Origin of the sequence: Microcoleus sp. K4-B3 (assembly GCF_036704615.1) — a bacterium.
In the GTDB taxonomy this organism is placed as follows: domain Bacteria; phylum Cyanobacteriota; class Cyanobacteriia; order Cyanobacteriales; family Microcoleaceae; genus Microcoleus.
On record NZ_JAUBSF010000089.1, the window covers coordinates 1 to 14373 of the forward strand.

General features: G+C 45.9%; 9 protein-coding genes. 4 read left to right on the plus strand and 5 right to left on the minus strand.

Annotated elements, in window-relative coordinates:
* Positions 1–1022 precede the first annotated feature (1022 nt).
* From QUA78_RS26430 to QUA78_RS26440, 3 genes are all read right to left on the minus strand, one after another.
* Entirely contained in the window at positions 1023–1865 is an 843-nt protein-coding gene (locus QUA78_RS26430; protein ID WP_333306497.1) for an MBL fold metallo-hydrolase, read from the minus strand.
* A 106-nt stretch (positions 1866–1971) separates the two neighbouring features.
* Complete coding sequence (locus QUA78_RS26435) at positions 1972–2775, minus strand: SDR family NAD(P)-dependent oxidoreductase (protein ID WP_333306499.1); 804 nt, start codon at positions 2773–2775, stop codon at positions 1972–1974.
* A gap of 1266 nt (positions 2776–4041) precedes the next feature.
* Positions 4042–5070, minus strand: coding sequence for a hemerythrin domain-containing protein (locus QUA78_RS26440; protein WP_333306500.1), 1029 nt, complete (start codon positions 5068–5070; stop codon positions 4042–4044).
* 436 nt (positions 5071–5506) lie between these two features.
* On the opposite strand from QUA78_RS26440, the gene QUA78_RS26445 reads away from it, so the two are divergent.
* From QUA78_RS26445 to QUA78_RS26455, 3 genes are all read left to right on the plus strand, one after another.
* A complete protein-coding gene (locus QUA78_RS26445; RefSeq protein WP_333306503.1) occupies positions 5507–6772 on the plus strand; it encodes a pitrilysin family protein in 1266 nt (421 codons plus the stop codon).
* Positions 6773–7060: 288 nt separating this feature from the next.
* Entirely contained in the window at positions 7061–8329 is a 1269-nt protein-coding gene (locus tag QUA78_RS26450; protein WP_333399109.1) for a pitrilysin family protein, read from the plus strand.
* Complete coding sequence (locus QUA78_RS26455) at positions 8326–8481, plus strand: hypothetical protein (RefSeq protein WP_333399108.1); 156 nt, start codon at positions 8326–8328, stop codon at positions 8479–8481. The genes QUA78_RS26450 and QUA78_RS26455 overlap by 4 nt, the downstream gene beginning before the upstream one ends.
* Before the next feature lie 288 nt (positions 8482–8769).
* Here the strand turns inward: QUA78_RS26455 and QUA78_RS26460 are convergent, their stop codons facing one another.
* Positions 8770–11094, minus strand: a complete 2325-nt coding sequence (locus tag QUA78_RS26460; RefSeq protein WP_333304136.1) for a patatin-like phospholipase family protein — start codon at positions 11092–11094, stop codon at positions 8770–8772.
* 514 nt (positions 11095–11608) lie between these two features.
* Complete coding sequence (locus QUA78_RS26465) at positions 11609–11887, minus strand: BrnA antitoxin family protein (RefSeq protein ID WP_333304137.1); 279 nt, start codon at positions 11885–11887, stop codon at positions 11609–11611.
* A gap of 452 nt (positions 11888–12339) precedes the next feature.
* Between QUA78_RS26465 and QUA78_RS26470 the strand changes: the two genes are divergently transcribed.
* On the plus strand, positions 12340–14157 hold the full coding sequence (locus QUA78_RS26470; protein WP_333304138.1) for an efflux RND transporter periplasmic adaptor subunit: 1818 nt from the start codon (positions 12340–12342) through the stop codon (positions 14155–14157).
* Positions 14158–14373 lie beyond the last annotated feature (216 nt).

Sequence of the window (14373 nt, forward strand, 5' to 3'; positions counted from 1 at the left end):
AATTGGTTATCAAATGGGGACGGAAACTTAAAAACAAAGGAAATGCTATTATCACAATTTAAATGCGAAACAGCTTATCTCAAGCTAAAAACCGGAATCTATTAGAACTAGAAAGATACTCGATCTCAATTTATGATGTAATATTCAAATTGCGGTAAAGTTACTGTCGAATATTGAAAACTGGTTAATTAAGCTGTCAGAAAGCTAACGTATAAAAATCAAGGCAACAGGCAGAAGCTATTAAAACAAACGCTATAATTGCTGAGCTATTATCAAAGCACAAGCCAGAAATAGCACCAATAGAACTGGTAGTGTATGCCTGAGATGAGCGTCACTTACAAGGCGATGATATCTTTAACTACTTATGGGGCGATCGTCAAGAAAGAACGGTAGTCAAGCTGGACAATCAACGAGACAGGCAAACTCCGGCATGGTGCATTAAATTTAGTCAGTGAGTAAATAATTTATTGTGAAGCCATATGAAGCGGGAAATGGAGAAAACACAGGCAAATTGGTTGAAGGACTAAAGAAAATGAATCCACATCAAGAAATGTTGTTAATCGGGGATGGTGCGAGCTACCATAGAGGTCAAGCAATGCAGCAGCTATTAATGAGGGAAAACGACTGTAAATCACAGTCAGAATGGTCAATAACTTGTTGTTGATTTTGCTCTTATTGCCCTGAATAAAATCCAGTAGAAAGTATTTGGCTGCAAAGTAAAAACTTTATTACAGGTTTTTATGCTGTCTGTAAAATTTTCAGCATAGTTAAGAAACTATTTCAATTTTTTGCATTTAAAAAATTTTATTGCTTCTAACTTTAAAAAATATGATGCTTTTGCACAAATAATTTGGACTTGCTATATAAGCTCATGAATACAAAAGCACTAACGCCAAGCATTTAAAAGACATAAAGGTCTCTAGGAAATCAGAGCAAGGATTTGTCTGAAAAGTCGGTAACAGGGATAAGCTCTGGTTCCTGAATCGGTGTTACTGGCAGAGGTTTTGTAAATGATGAAATGTCTAGTTGTGAGAACTGCTGGACTTGCCAGTGAACGCTTTCAACTCAATGGCGTCGTGGCTACAGAAGAGGCGCACGCCCTTACTCCGATCGACTGATAATGCGCGCAGCCGGTCTTGATTTAGCAACCTAGCCTTGCGGTCTACCTCCATCATCCACTGGTACGCGCGTAGTCCGGGCGTGCAGCGTCGTTTGGAGGAACCCATCTCGTCTCGGTAAAAGTAGGCATCGCCTGCGTGTAGGAGCCAACCCTCCGGGGTGTCGATCGCGATGCCCGCATGACCCCGCGTGTGACCGGTAAGCGGGATGAGCAGAATCTCTGGTGGTAGCCCGTCAAGATCGCGGACTGCCTCAAAACCGAACCAAGGTTCGCCCCCCGCCGAATAGTATTTCCAGTGTTTGACTTCATCCCACTGCCCTAGACGATAGCGCCTTTTTGTGATGAAACCGTGCCGATCGTGCGCAGCATCCATTTCCGACTGCATAACGTGTACCGTTGCTTCAGGAAAATCCTCTAGACCACCGGCATGATCGAAATCGAGGTGGGTCAGCACAATATGGCGCACATCGCTTGCAGAAAATCCAAGCTGCTCGATTTGAGCGATGGCCGTGTACTTGCGATCGAACTGGATGTTATTAAAGTGGACAAAGAATGCGCTGAGCCGGCAATAAGGCGCCTTGATATCGCGCAGTCCGAAACCGGTATCAATTAGAACAAGTCCCTGATTCGTTTCAACGAGCAGACAATGGCAGACGAGGTTCGCCGTCAGCCCGCGACTGAAGCCATCAAAAAGCGCCCCGCCAATCGGGCACATACAGCCACAATTGAGATGGTGAATTTGCATAAATCCTCTGTTACGATGCCTCCTCAGAGCGATCATAAACGTGTAAGTTCCGGCCTAGTTGAAAAGAGTGTCAACTGACCATATTCGATCGATCTGTAGGCGCAGATTACTTATTAGCCGACCCGGGTTCAGTAAGTTGACGGTGCTGTTCGGCATTAGCGGTATCAGGCAAGACCTTGCTCGCGGTGCCCTGAAGCTTCGTCTTGAGCGATCCTGCAACAATGCTGTCTTTGCCTGCCATCAGCGCCTCGAAACCTTGCTTGGCAACCATAGCCGGGTCATCTTTCCGATCGGCACCGGCCTTAGTATCATCCATTCCGGCCCGATGGAAGAAGTTGGTATCGGTTGGTCCGGGCATCAGCGAGGTGACGGTGACGCCCGTATCCTTCAACTCGTTACGCAGCGCCTCCGAGAACGAGTGGACAAACGCTTTGGATGCCGCGTATACTGCCTCGAACGGCCCCGGCATCAGGGCGGCGATCGACGAAGTGAAGAGGATGCGACCCTGGTGGCGATCGACCATATCCTTCACTACCCGTTTGGCCAGATGTACGGAGGAGACGACGTTTAGGTTGATCAGATTGAGTTCGTCCTTCAGGTCAGTTTCGCGGGCAAAATCGCCACCGACACCGACACCTGCGTTAATCGCGATCGCATCCACCGATCTACCAGTCGCCTTAATCTTGTTGTAGAGCGTTTCAACACCGTCGTAGGTAGCGAGGTCTGCCTGCACCGTCTCGACTTGGACACCGAGCTTCTCGAAGGCAAGAGCGGCTTCATTGATACTTGGGCCGGTGGAGGTGACTAGAAGATCGAAGCCGTTTTGAGCGAACTGTTTGGCGAGTTCGTAGCCGATGCCGTTAGAGGCACCCGTCACGACGGCCAAGGGGCGGGTCAAGGAACTGTTCATAACTTCCAAACTCCTGTTTAACTGCTCCGCAGTCGTTTGTCTGGGCTTGCTTCTCTTTCTAGCAGACAACCTGTGGGGACTGTGGGCTTCCAACTTTTATAATCCTAGGAAGGCAGCAGTGCGATCGCATCTTTCCAAGGACGTATCGCTATTGTGTCTTAGACATCTCGAATAACTCCCAAAGTCTATCCCCGCTTCAGCTTGTTTTCTAACTGCCTGCCTCCCTGTTCCGGCTAGCCAGAAACCAACGCTTCTTAAATCATACTTTGAAGATTTTTTAATAAAAATTGTCCTAAATTTATACTATTTCCCAAAAACTATGCTACAACCACTAGAGATTAAGGACAGTTATGGAAAGTCTACTGCTGCTAAAGAATTGGTTTAACAGTAGACGAGTTACAACTAATTCTTTATTAGCAGCAGTAGATTTTGACTGCTCCAGACAATTTTCAGGAACCGAGGGTCGGCAAAATTAAAAGTACCAAGGCGTTTGAGTAACCAAAAAGATAAGTCGGCAGTTAGCGAGTTGAAAAAAACTCAAAAAGTTACTCAAAGTATCTGAATCGGTAGAGTATACTACTCCAATCCCAGCACAGGATGAGTGATCGGATTGGTGTCAACATGAAAGTAAAATTAGCTTAAAAACGATGAAAATAAAAAAATATAGATTTTGGAGTCAAAGCAATAGGTAAAGTTCAATTTAATTTTCAAGCTTACTATTTAGGGGCAGTTGCCCCACAAATAGGATAAATATTTTGGGAGCAAATTCTCACATCTAGACGGTCTATTTTTTTTGAGTTTGAACTCAATTAGCCTCTGAATATCCTGGAGCATTTAAATGTTCTTCAATTGGATAATGGTAGGTTTCACTGCTCGTAGTAGCCTGAAAATACCTTCGGGACATTTTACGGATTTTTCAATCACCATAAAGCCCGGAATTCAATTTGATTGAGAGGCTGTGACCCTATATAAAACAACAATTAAGTTGTGGTACATAGGAAAATTTAGAGAATTTTAAAGAAAATTTTCGCGCTGATATTGAATAATTTCCAACAGAAACAATAGAATCTCTCGCTGGATGGGATTACATTTTATCACCCCTGGTTACTGTTGCAAAATTTTTGATAATGGCTAGGTATAATTTGAAGGAAGATTGGTATGTTTATAAAAAACAATAATCCCGCTACCAGGTTGGTAGCGGGATTGATAGGTTGCAGTTTAGCTATTCTCTAGTTTTGCTAGAGTTAAAATTAGCCGACTGCTGAATTAGCTCAGGTTAGCCATTTCTTGCTGGATGGTGCTTTTGGCTGCTTTGAATTGAGTAGCCATTTGTTCCATTTGTGCTTCGCTCAAGTTGCGGCGAATTTGAGGGAACATATCGTTTTCTTCTTCTTTTACGTGATCCTGAACCGCTGTTTTGAGCAGTTTGATTTGGGCTTTGAAATCAGAAGAACTGGGGCTCATTGCCTTAATTTTGGCAAGCATTTGCTTCATTTCTGCTTGCTCGTCGTACAGTTCTTGAGTGTTGCTGTAGTAGCTGCGAATTGCGGGGTAAACAATTTGTTCTTCTGCTTCGGCGTGGACGCTTAAATCTTTGTACAACTGACCGAAGAATTCTTGCAATTTTTTCGGATCGTCGGTTTTTTCGATCTCCATAAATAGGGTATCGGCTTTGCGGTGATCCATGGTGATGATTTCGGTGATGTTCATCTCATCTTTGGTTCGGGTAACTGCACCGCCGATGATGCCCGTCATGGCTGCCATTGCATCTTGCACGCGGGCCCAAACACCTTGGTCGGGGTCTTTGCCGGTTAGTTCGCGCACTCCTAAGACTTCCATAACTCCTTTGAGTTGCTCTTGGTGAGCGCGGTTTTCAAAGTTAACTGTGTTGAGGGGAGTAATGGCGGCTTCGATGTCTGCGCCGACTATTTGAGCGGCTTTGTGTACTAACAGACCGGCCATTGTTTGTTTGTGTTTGAGCAGTTCGTGCTGAGCGACTTTTTCAAACAATGTTAGTTCAGAACCTTTCATTAGTTTCTGAACTTCTTCGATCATTTTTGTGAATGTTTCTTTGGGTTCGGTTTGAATTCCGTATTGAACGATTACGGTCTCTAATACGCCCAAGTTTTTGCGATCGTCCTCAAGCATATGGCGGAAGCGATCGCACAGTTCGGAGTCGTTGCAGGAATTGATGAACAATTGCTCGTTGGCGATCAGCAGGTTTTGCAGCGCTTTCATGTCTGCTAATTTAGTTGCGATCGCTTGGCGCTTGGTATCTTCTAAGGTAGCTACCATCTGTCGTTTCTCCTCTTAAGGTCTTTAGTGTTCTTACATCTTTTAATTTATTGAAATATTGTGATAACTCCCTCTTTCTCCCGACTGATTCATTAATATCCCGCGAAACCTATTGACTTTTTAACGAAAAAGTGGTATGTATTTGAGACTGCTTGAAAAAAAGCAAAAAGCAAAAAATAAATGATGAGTAAGGATTAATGGCAGAAGACTCCGCCCAAAAACGGATACGGTGCCACGTACTCCTGTCGCAATCGGCTCAAAATTTTAGACTCTTGTTCAAGCCCCCAGATTCATCTGTGCAGTAAATCTAAAATCTAAAATCTAAAATCTAAAATCGACTGAGTGATGATTTCTGTATCAATTAATCCCGATCGCCGAGCTGTAAAGCGCTACCATAGTTGCAGCCGAAGTTAACTAAAGTTTAAGAATAACTAGCTTGTCTCAACTGCTCACTGCTTTAGAGTTCCCAGCCAATGTCTGGAAGCTCAACAACGGGTTAACGGTCATTCACCAGCGGATTTCGGCCACACCGGTGGTCGCCCTAGACGTGTGGGTAAGGGCTGGCGCTACGCTGGAGCCGGATTCTTGGTCGGGAATGGCTCATTTTCTAGAACACATGATATTTAAAGGGACGGATTCGATCGCCCCGGGAGAATTTGACCAAGTAATAGAAAATCGCGGCGGTGTCGCCAATGCAGCAACAAGTCACGACTACGCGCATTTTTTCGTCAACGCTGCAGCCGATTATTTAGCAGAAACAGCGCAGCCCCTGGCAGAATTGCTGCTGCGCGCTTCGATTCCCGATCGGGAATTCGATCGCGAGCGAGATGTGGTGCTAGAAGAAATCCGCCAAGCTCAAGACAATCCCGATTGGCTGGGTTTCCAAGCCATGATGGAAACAGTTTACCAGCGACATCCCTACAGACGATCGGTACTCGGCACGGAAGAACTGCTGATGTCGCGAACTCCCCACGAAATGCGCTGTTTCCACCGATCGCACTATCAGCCGGAAAATATGACTGTGGTGATAGTCGGGGGAATTGATGAACAACAGGCTAGAGATGTTACGGGGAAAGCATTCGAGCAGTTTTCCGATCGGTGGGATTGTCCCAAATTAACCGCAGAGGCGGAACCGCCACTGATAGAAATTCGCCGTCAGGAACTCTGTCTCCCCCGATTGGAACAAGCGCGGCTGATGATGGCCTGGACGGGCCCGGGAGTTGAACACTTGCAAAGTGCTTGCGGCTTGGATTTGCTTTCGGTGTTGCTTGCAAACGGGCGGACTTCGCGTTTAGTCAGGGAATTGCGGGAAGAATTACAATTGGTAGAGGCGATAGACAGCACTTTCTCGCTGCAACGGGAATCGAGTTTATTTACTATCAGTGCAGTCTTGGACGCGAAGGATCTCGAACAGGTGGAATCTCGGATTTGCGATCGGCTTTGGGAATTGCAGTCTGAGCCGGTTTCCGAGGTAGAACTACTTCGCTGTAAGCGTTTGCTGTGCAACGATTTTGCTTTCTCCATCGAAACGCCGGGACAGCTAGCCGGTCTTTACGGATATTACAATACGATCGCCACTGCGGAATTAGCGCTCAGCTATCCCACCAGGATTAAAGCATTTGGGCCATTAGACCTCCAGCGCCTAGCTCAACAATATCTCTCTCCGCGGCGCTATACAGCCGTGGTACTCAAACCAATCTAATAACGGTTGACGGTTGACGGTTAATTGAAAAAAGGTAAGAGAAGACTTGCAACTAAAACAGCAAGAGCGATTGTTACATTAAGTCACGATCGTTATAAGCATATGTCATACAAAGTAGATTTAGGTGGATTCCTAGATGTACCGGGTTAAATGTATCTGTTACTGTGGTCAACAATCAACAGCGAACAGTCAACAGCCAATAGCGAACAGCGAACAGCGAACAGTCAACAGCCAATAGCGAACAGCGAACAGCGAACAGTCAACAGTCAACAGTTAACAAAGAATTCAATGAAAAATGAAATCCAGCGCACGGTTTTAGACAACGGTATTGTTGTCTTGGCAGCAGAAAATCCAGCAGCAGATATTATTGCAGCTAGGATATTCCTGCGGGCCGGCAGTCGCTACGTGCAGCCGGAACAAGCAGGATTGTGTCACTTGCTGTCGGCGGTAATGACTAAGGGAACCGATCGGCTGTCTTCGCTGGAAATTGCCGAGCGTGTAGAATCGGTGGGAGCGAGGTTGAGTGCCGACTCTACTACTGACTATTTTTTAGTGAGTTTGAAGACGGTTTCTGCGGATTTTGAGGAGATTTTGGAGTTGGCGGCGCAATTGACCCGATCGCCCACTTTCCCGGAAGCTGAAGTCGAACTCGAACGCCGCATTGCCATATCGGCAATTCGATCGCAGCAAGAACAGCCATTTGCGATCGCCTTCGAGCAATTGCGGCACTCGATGTACCAGGAACATCCCTATGCTTTCTCTCCCTTGGGCACGGAAGCTACTATGTCAAAGCTCACCAGAAACGAGCTCGAACAGTTCCACAAAACCTATTTCCGTCCCGATAATGTAGTTATTTCTGTAGCCGGCAGAATATCGACCGAAGATGCGATCGCCCTGATCGATCGAACTTTTGGCGACTGGAAAGCGCCTTTAACACCCCTGCCAACTTTAAGCGTCCCCCCCCTGTCCCCCTCCCCTCAATCGGTCGTTACGGCGCAAGATACGCAGCAATCAGTGATTATGCTGGGCTACCTCGCACCCTCTGTCAGAAATCCCGACTACGCAGCGATTAAGTTGCTGAATACTTATTTGGGTAACGGTTTGTCGAGCCGATTGTTTGTGGAATTGCGGGAAAAGCGGGGCTTGGCTTACGACGTTTCTGCAGTCTACGCGACGCGCTTGGACACGGCTCAGTTTGTCGTGTACATGGGTACAGCGCCGGAAAATACGGCGACTGCTTTTGAAGGATTGCGCGCAGAAGTCGATCGACTCGCCAACACCGAACTAAGCGAAGAAGAATTGCAAGCTTGCAAGAATAAAATGCTCGGTCAATATGCTTTAGGAAAACAAACTAATTCGCAAATTGCCCAAGTTTTAGGCTGGTACGAAATTTTGGGATTGGGAATTAAATTTGACCAACAATTTCAAGAAGAAATTGCACAGGTGACAGCTTCACAAGCGCGGGATGCTGCTAAGAAATATTTTGTAGAACCGTATATTTCTTTGGTTGGCCCGGAGGCGGCGATTCAGGAATTGGGTGTAGCGGCTGTTTGTTGAGTAGGAAATGGGCGATCGAACTTTTCACAAGTTCGATCGATGCGATCGCAGATAAAAAGACTTTTCGCTTAACAAATATTTGTGCTTTGCGATCGCTTTTAACCTTTCCAAACTTAACAACAAAGCCAACTATTCTTGCTGGCATTATCTAGAACTGAAACCGACCACCTCAACGAACTTTTCGCTGCTGGTAGAACGTTCAGGTTGAGCGGTTGCAAATAGCACTCCTAGCACCACCAGCGACTTTCAACAATCCCCTCCAACCGAATTGTTAGGTTGCGCCGTTAGCTTAACAATTCCACGATCCCGCCTTTGCTAAATAGACAGTAGGTGTAGATCGCTAGATATTACCTTAATCTAACTCAAATCGTTGCCAATCAATGCGATCGCACAAAGGTTATGATTGTCATCCATGCTCACCTGAACGTTTGCAATGGCTTCTAGGATTTTTTTGGTATCACAGGGTCTTGCTTTGGGGTCATTCTCAAATCGTCGCCAATCGATGCGATCACACAAAGGTTATGATTCTTATCCATACCCACCAGACCGTTTGCAATTCCTTCTAGGAATTTTTCTCTATCACAGGGTGTTGCTGGGTCATTGGGATCAGGTGTCTGCAGATCGATAAATTCCCTTGAGCGCTTAGAGATGAGCCAACCCAGAGGCAACTTAACGCCATTACCTGACTTGTTCAGGAACAAGGTTCTGAATTTATATTTGAGTGGAGCATCAGTAGTCTTATCATTAGTCTTATCATTGAGCGTGAACATAGACAACTCAACAGCACTGCGGCTGCGGGACTCGCGCGCACTAAACAAGGCACGAACTGGCGATAAAAGCTCGTTCAGTCCTTCACTCTTGAGTTGAGTTGTAGGCTCGTTAAATTGCCCATCAATTAAGGATAGGTAGACAATTTCAAAGGTTGTTCCGTAACCCGGAAGTTGCTGTAAGTTCCGCCCAATGTCCAAAGCAGTAGGAATACCAGAATTATCAAAATAACCGCCATCAGCCAAATGCAATTTACTTTTGTCCTTACTGCTTTGGTACCACCCTACAGGGGTGAAGTAGGGAAAACGAGCACTGAGGCCAGCGGCTGTACTCAGTTTCAAATCTAGATCGGGTTCATCAATGGCAATATTTTTTTTGTTGGGCAAGTTAATCTTAAAGGGGCTGATCACCAGGCGATCGCCAGTTTGGACAACAGTTGTGTTGAGAACCAGTGCAGGGGCTTTGCCCTGGGGCTGCCAGTGTTTGTAAAAAGACTGCCGCAAGGGATTATCTGGATTTGGAAGAGACAGCTTATCCCAAGCTTGTTCAAACGCAACTTCCAGACCTCTTGCCCGATCCCAATCGTCTATTGGGAAAAAGATAAATCGCTGAACCAGGTCAGGGAATAGCCCCATCGTCAGGAGGGGCGTCAGCAAGTCACTGCTAAACAGTTTGCTAGCCGTTTGGCTAAGGGATTTACCACTAATTCCACCCACTTTCACCAAACTTGAAAAGGCAGAAGCCCCCAAGCTACCGCCAGACACCCCACTGATTGCAAATACATGCTGAGGAAAATTCGGAAAATATTCTGTTAGCTTTGTGAAGGCTGTCGCTGCATGATAAGCGGCATAGATACCCCCACCTTGAGCCGCAGCGATATAGACAGGATAGGGTTTATCTGAGAATTGAGCGCGATCGGGGCGATTAGCTAACCATTGCTGAAAACTAGATTCTAAAGTTGGAAGGGGAAGGACTGACTTTTCGGGTGGGCTGATTTGTTGAAAGCGGTGATTGTCATTAAGATTTAGTGCACTAGAAACTAACATTAATCCGATTAAAATCGTTATGCCGGGTATTTTAGTTCGTTTCCCCCAGTGGTAAATTGTTGAAAAAACAACCACCACAATCGTCAACGATATTGCCAGCACACTAATTGAACCCAGCCGATCGGGAAGAAATGTCGGACGCATCTTCAACCCTAAGAAGGCGAGGGATGCCAGCAGCAAAATTGAACAAATCCTAACAACGGTCCATCGTGACTCTGGCTTTATTTGCCAAGCAACTAGCCCCACATTAGAAAATACGAGCAACAGAAAAACAGCAATTACACCAAAAGACCCACGTGAATCTTTTGCCGCCAGGATCATAGGCAAAGATAAAAGACTAAAAACAAAGCAGGCAATATTAACAAATATATTTTCAAATACTTGCCCAAAGAGACCTTCCTTTTTCTTGTTAGAGCGAAAGGAATGTAGGTACTTTGAGGCTTTTATTTCTATACGGTTTATTAATAAATAAAATAAACTTCCTAATAAAACTATATTGCTAAACATCCACACTAGCAAAAAATTATTGGCAGTATCATTCGATATTTTTTGGCTAGCCCAAGTGCCATAAGCAACGCTACCCAGTGGTATAGCACCTAGCAAACGAGGTGCCTTTTTGTATAAGCTATCTAATTTTTGCTTGTAGTAGAATTCAGGAAGATAATGATAATCTTTATAGCGTTTCTCAAGTAAACGTGCCGCGAACCAGACAACAAGTGAAAGCAAAACAACAAATACTGTAGAAACAACTGCCTCAGGTACATTACTATCTAAAGCAATGGCGAGATAGACCTCAATGGTTTGATCGATCTGGGTAAAAAAATACCAAGCTGCGATTGCAACTGTCAGAGGCACTCTTAAATATATCAAGAACTTCACGATGGGTTTAAGCTGGTTTTCAAACCAATTAGAAATTGGTTCAATTAATTTATTTCTATCAATTTCAGCCATATATCACTAACCAATTACTGTAAGGGAACATCTCTATCTCGAAATAGCTGCCACCTAACGGCTAAATTGAGCGGAAAACGATCGCCTCTGACTCAAACCTAAAATATTGCGATTTTGTCATATCCAAGGATTCGTTAGGCATCGATGAGCGCTTAACAATTATTTATACTTGGCGCTCGGCGATAACTTCAGCTTGACTAAGATCATAGCTGTTTGTCCCCTCCAATGATTTGTTATACCCGATCGCTTAACAATTATTTATGCTTCGCGATCGCCAGTCCAAAATGCTCAAAAGCAGAAAATTCGTGGTGTGACACTAAGCGGGTGCCGAATGTGGGCTGCAATGATAATGATTCGGATTACATTTTTTTGAGGTTGTGTCCAGACTACTACCGCTATTATCGCCGCTAGAAGGGAATCAAGCCATTATGGTATCTACTACCGATGCCTTCAACGGCGGTACAAAGCTTTGAGTCATCACCAGAGTATTGAGTCCGTCCGTTAAAACGCACGGCTATGCTGAGTGCTGAGTTTTTTTGCTCTCTATATATTGGCGTAAAACGTTATTAATTAGAGTTTTATACTGTTCTCCTTGAGCCTCAAACCACTGCTTCACATCTGGATCGAGCTGAACTAAGTTGTGGGCTCGATCTGCTGGAATACGTAAAGTCGATCGTTCAAAAAATTCATCGGTCAGCGGTGGAATATCTGAGTAGTCGATATTCTCTTCTGACCTTGACTCTAAGGCTGCCCAGTTAGTACCAGAGGTACTGTTCAAATCGTTTCTGCTCATGACGGTTAGCTCTTCGCGCTGAAATGATTCGGATTACATTGTTTTGACGTTCTGTCCAGACTACTACCGCTATTCCAGAACCGAGAAAACGATTCCAAACCAGCAATCTTCGCCATAATCAAAACGATCGGAAGAGCTCAATCAGCATTTCACCATCAAACATCGCGGGAACATCGGCAAAATCAATTTGATGTTTACGGATGTTTTCAAGGTTTTTCGCTTCGTCCCACTCAAATTGCATGAAGGATTAGATATGCCAGATTAAACTATCTTCATTCATTATCACGCATTTGGCCCAACAGGTTTTATGCTGCACTGGAGATCGATGTTGGGATCTAAACTCGATCGCCCGCAAGCATTAAACACGGGAAAAAACCTAGTCAGACTTCAATTGAACCTTTTGTGTTCCCGATCGGTCTAAATTCAACAGACGCCCGATTAGTCTAATTTATATGTACTTAGTAAAGCATTTTCAGATTAAAAAAGAGCTGACTCCGTGGGTTAGCGGACTCCTCGCCGCTTCCCTGCTTGCAGGAGTAGGCTACACAGCTTACAGCCAACTCACAGTCAAATCCAGTCGCGAAACCAGACGCAAGGAAAAAACCGTTGCTGTCGAAAAGGTGAACCTGCCGATTACAATTTCGGCAAACGGCACAATTGTGCCCGAACGTTCCGTTAACGTCAGCCCCAAAACTTCAGGAATGCTCAAAAGTTTGCTTGTCAAGGAAGGAGATAAGGTTGAAAAAGGGCAGATTCTCGCCTACATGGACGACTCCAACCTCCAAGGGCAACTTACCCAAACTCGCGGACAACTCGCAGCCGCCGAAGCAAACCTGGAAAAATTGGTCAACGGCACTCGAACCCAGGACATTGCTGTGGCTAAGGCGGTGTTAGCAGAACAACAGGCAAGTCTGGAAAAATTGCTCAACGGCAATCGAACCCAAGACATTGCCGTAGCTGAGGCACAACTAGCTGAACAAGAGGCTAATTTACAAAAATTGCTCAACGGCAATCGAAGCCAGGATATTGCCGTAGCTGAGGCACAACTAGCTGAACAAGAGGCTAATTTACAAAAATTGCTCAAGGGCAATCGGCCTGAAGACATCGCCCAAGCGATCGCCAAACTCCGAGATGCCGAATACGCCAAAAACCAAGCAGAGGAAGACTTTCAGAGAAATCAGGAACTCTATAATGCCGGAGCCATTGCTTTGCAAGTTGCGAACAACTCCCGCACCGCGCGCGATCGAGCTCAAACGCAAGTCAGGCAAGCCGAACAAGCTGTAGCTTTGCTGCAAGCGGGTACTCGCCCCGAAGAAATCGCTTCTGCGCGGGCTGCTGTCGAGCAAAAACGGCAAGCTTTGACCCTGGCGCGATCGGGCGCACGCCCCGAAGAAATCGCTGCCGGGCGGGCTGCTGTGGAGCAAAAACGGCAAGCTTTGGCCCTGGCGCGATCGGGCGCACGCCCCGAAGAAATCGCTGCAGGCCAGGCCGCCGTCGAGCAAAAACAGCAAGCTTTGGCGCTGCTAGAAGCCGGTTCCCGCCCCGAAGACATCGCCCAAGCCCGCGCCCAAGTTCTCGCCGCTAGAGGCAGCCTGCAAAGCGTTCAAGCGCTGATCGGCGACACTGTGCTGCGGGCTCCTTTCACCGGCACTGTCACCCGCAAGTACGCCGATCCGGGCGCTTTTGTGACTCCCACGACGGCAGGTAGTGCGGTTTCTTCGGCGACTTCTTCTTCGATTTTGTCCTTAGCTTCAAAAAATCAATTAGTAGCAAACGTCGCAGAAACTAATATTTCTCAGATTAAGATCGGTCAGGCTGCGTCTATTCAAGCCGATGCTTTTGCGGGAAAGACTTTTGCAGGTAAAATCAGTCAAATTTCGCCTCAGTCGATCGTCCTGCAAAATGTGACAAGTTTTGAGGTAAAAGCGGCAATTATTAATGATGATAAACAAATGCTGCGATCGGGAATGAATGTGAATGTGGAGTTTAAGGCCGGTGAACTCAAAAATGTTTTGGTAGTCCCGACTGCGGCAATTGTCCGCCAACAAAAGGAAACGGGGGTTTATGTTCCCGGTGGAGAAGATGGCAAACCTGCTTTTATGCCGATTAAGACTGGTATGACGGTGGATGACAAGACGGAAGTGCGATCGGGTTTGAAAGGAAATGAAAAAGTGCTGCTTAGTTTCCCCCCCGGATTGCGACCTAGATCCCAAAATCCATCGGGTGGAATTCCGGGTTTGCAACCGGGTGGCGGAACGCGCTTGCGTTAGTGGGAAGGAAGAAGAAAAGCACTACACGGATTTTGACACGGATACACGGATTAATTATTGAGTGTGAGTCATATCAAATCCATTGGTATCAGAATTATGGCTCTCTCTGTTCTCGGACTCTGCGCCCTCTGCGCCCTCTGCGGTTTAATCATTCAGAAACAACCGTAAACGAGATCAGATATTGAAGGAAGAAGAAAGAAAGTTTTAATTGCCCGA

What these genes read in the sequence shown, in the direction of transcription:
- QUA78_RS26430 (WP_333306497.1), bottom strand. Translation starts at nt 1,865, where the DNA reads ATGCAAATTCACCATCTCAATTGTGGCTGTATGTGCCCGATTGGCGGG.
- QUA78_RS26435 (WP_333306499.1), bottom strand. Translation starts at nt 2,775, where the DNA reads ATGAACAGTTCCTTGACCCGCCCCTTGGCCGTCGTGACGGGTGCCTCT.
- QUA78_RS26440 (WP_333306500.1), bottom strand. Translation starts at nt 5,070, where the DNA reads ATGGTAGCTACCTTAGAAGATACCAAGCGCCAAGCGATCGCAACTAAA.
- QUA78_RS26450 (WP_333399109.1), top strand. Translation starts at nt 7,061, where the DNA reads ATGAAAAATGAAATCCAGCGCACGGTTTTAGACAACGGTATTGTTGTC.
- QUA78_RS26460 (WP_333304136.1), bottom strand. Translation starts at nt 11,094, where the DNA reads ATGGCTGAAATTGATAGAAATAAATTAATTGAACCAATTTCTAATTGG.
- QUA78_RS26465 (WP_333304137.1), bottom strand. Translation starts at nt 11,887, where the DNA reads ATGAGCAGAAACGATTTGAACAGTACCTCTGGTACTAACTGGGCAGCC.
- QUA78_RS26470 (WP_333304138.1), top strand. Translation starts at nt 12,340, where the DNA reads ATGTACTTAGTAAAGCATTTTCAGATTAAAAAAGAGCTGACTCCGTGG.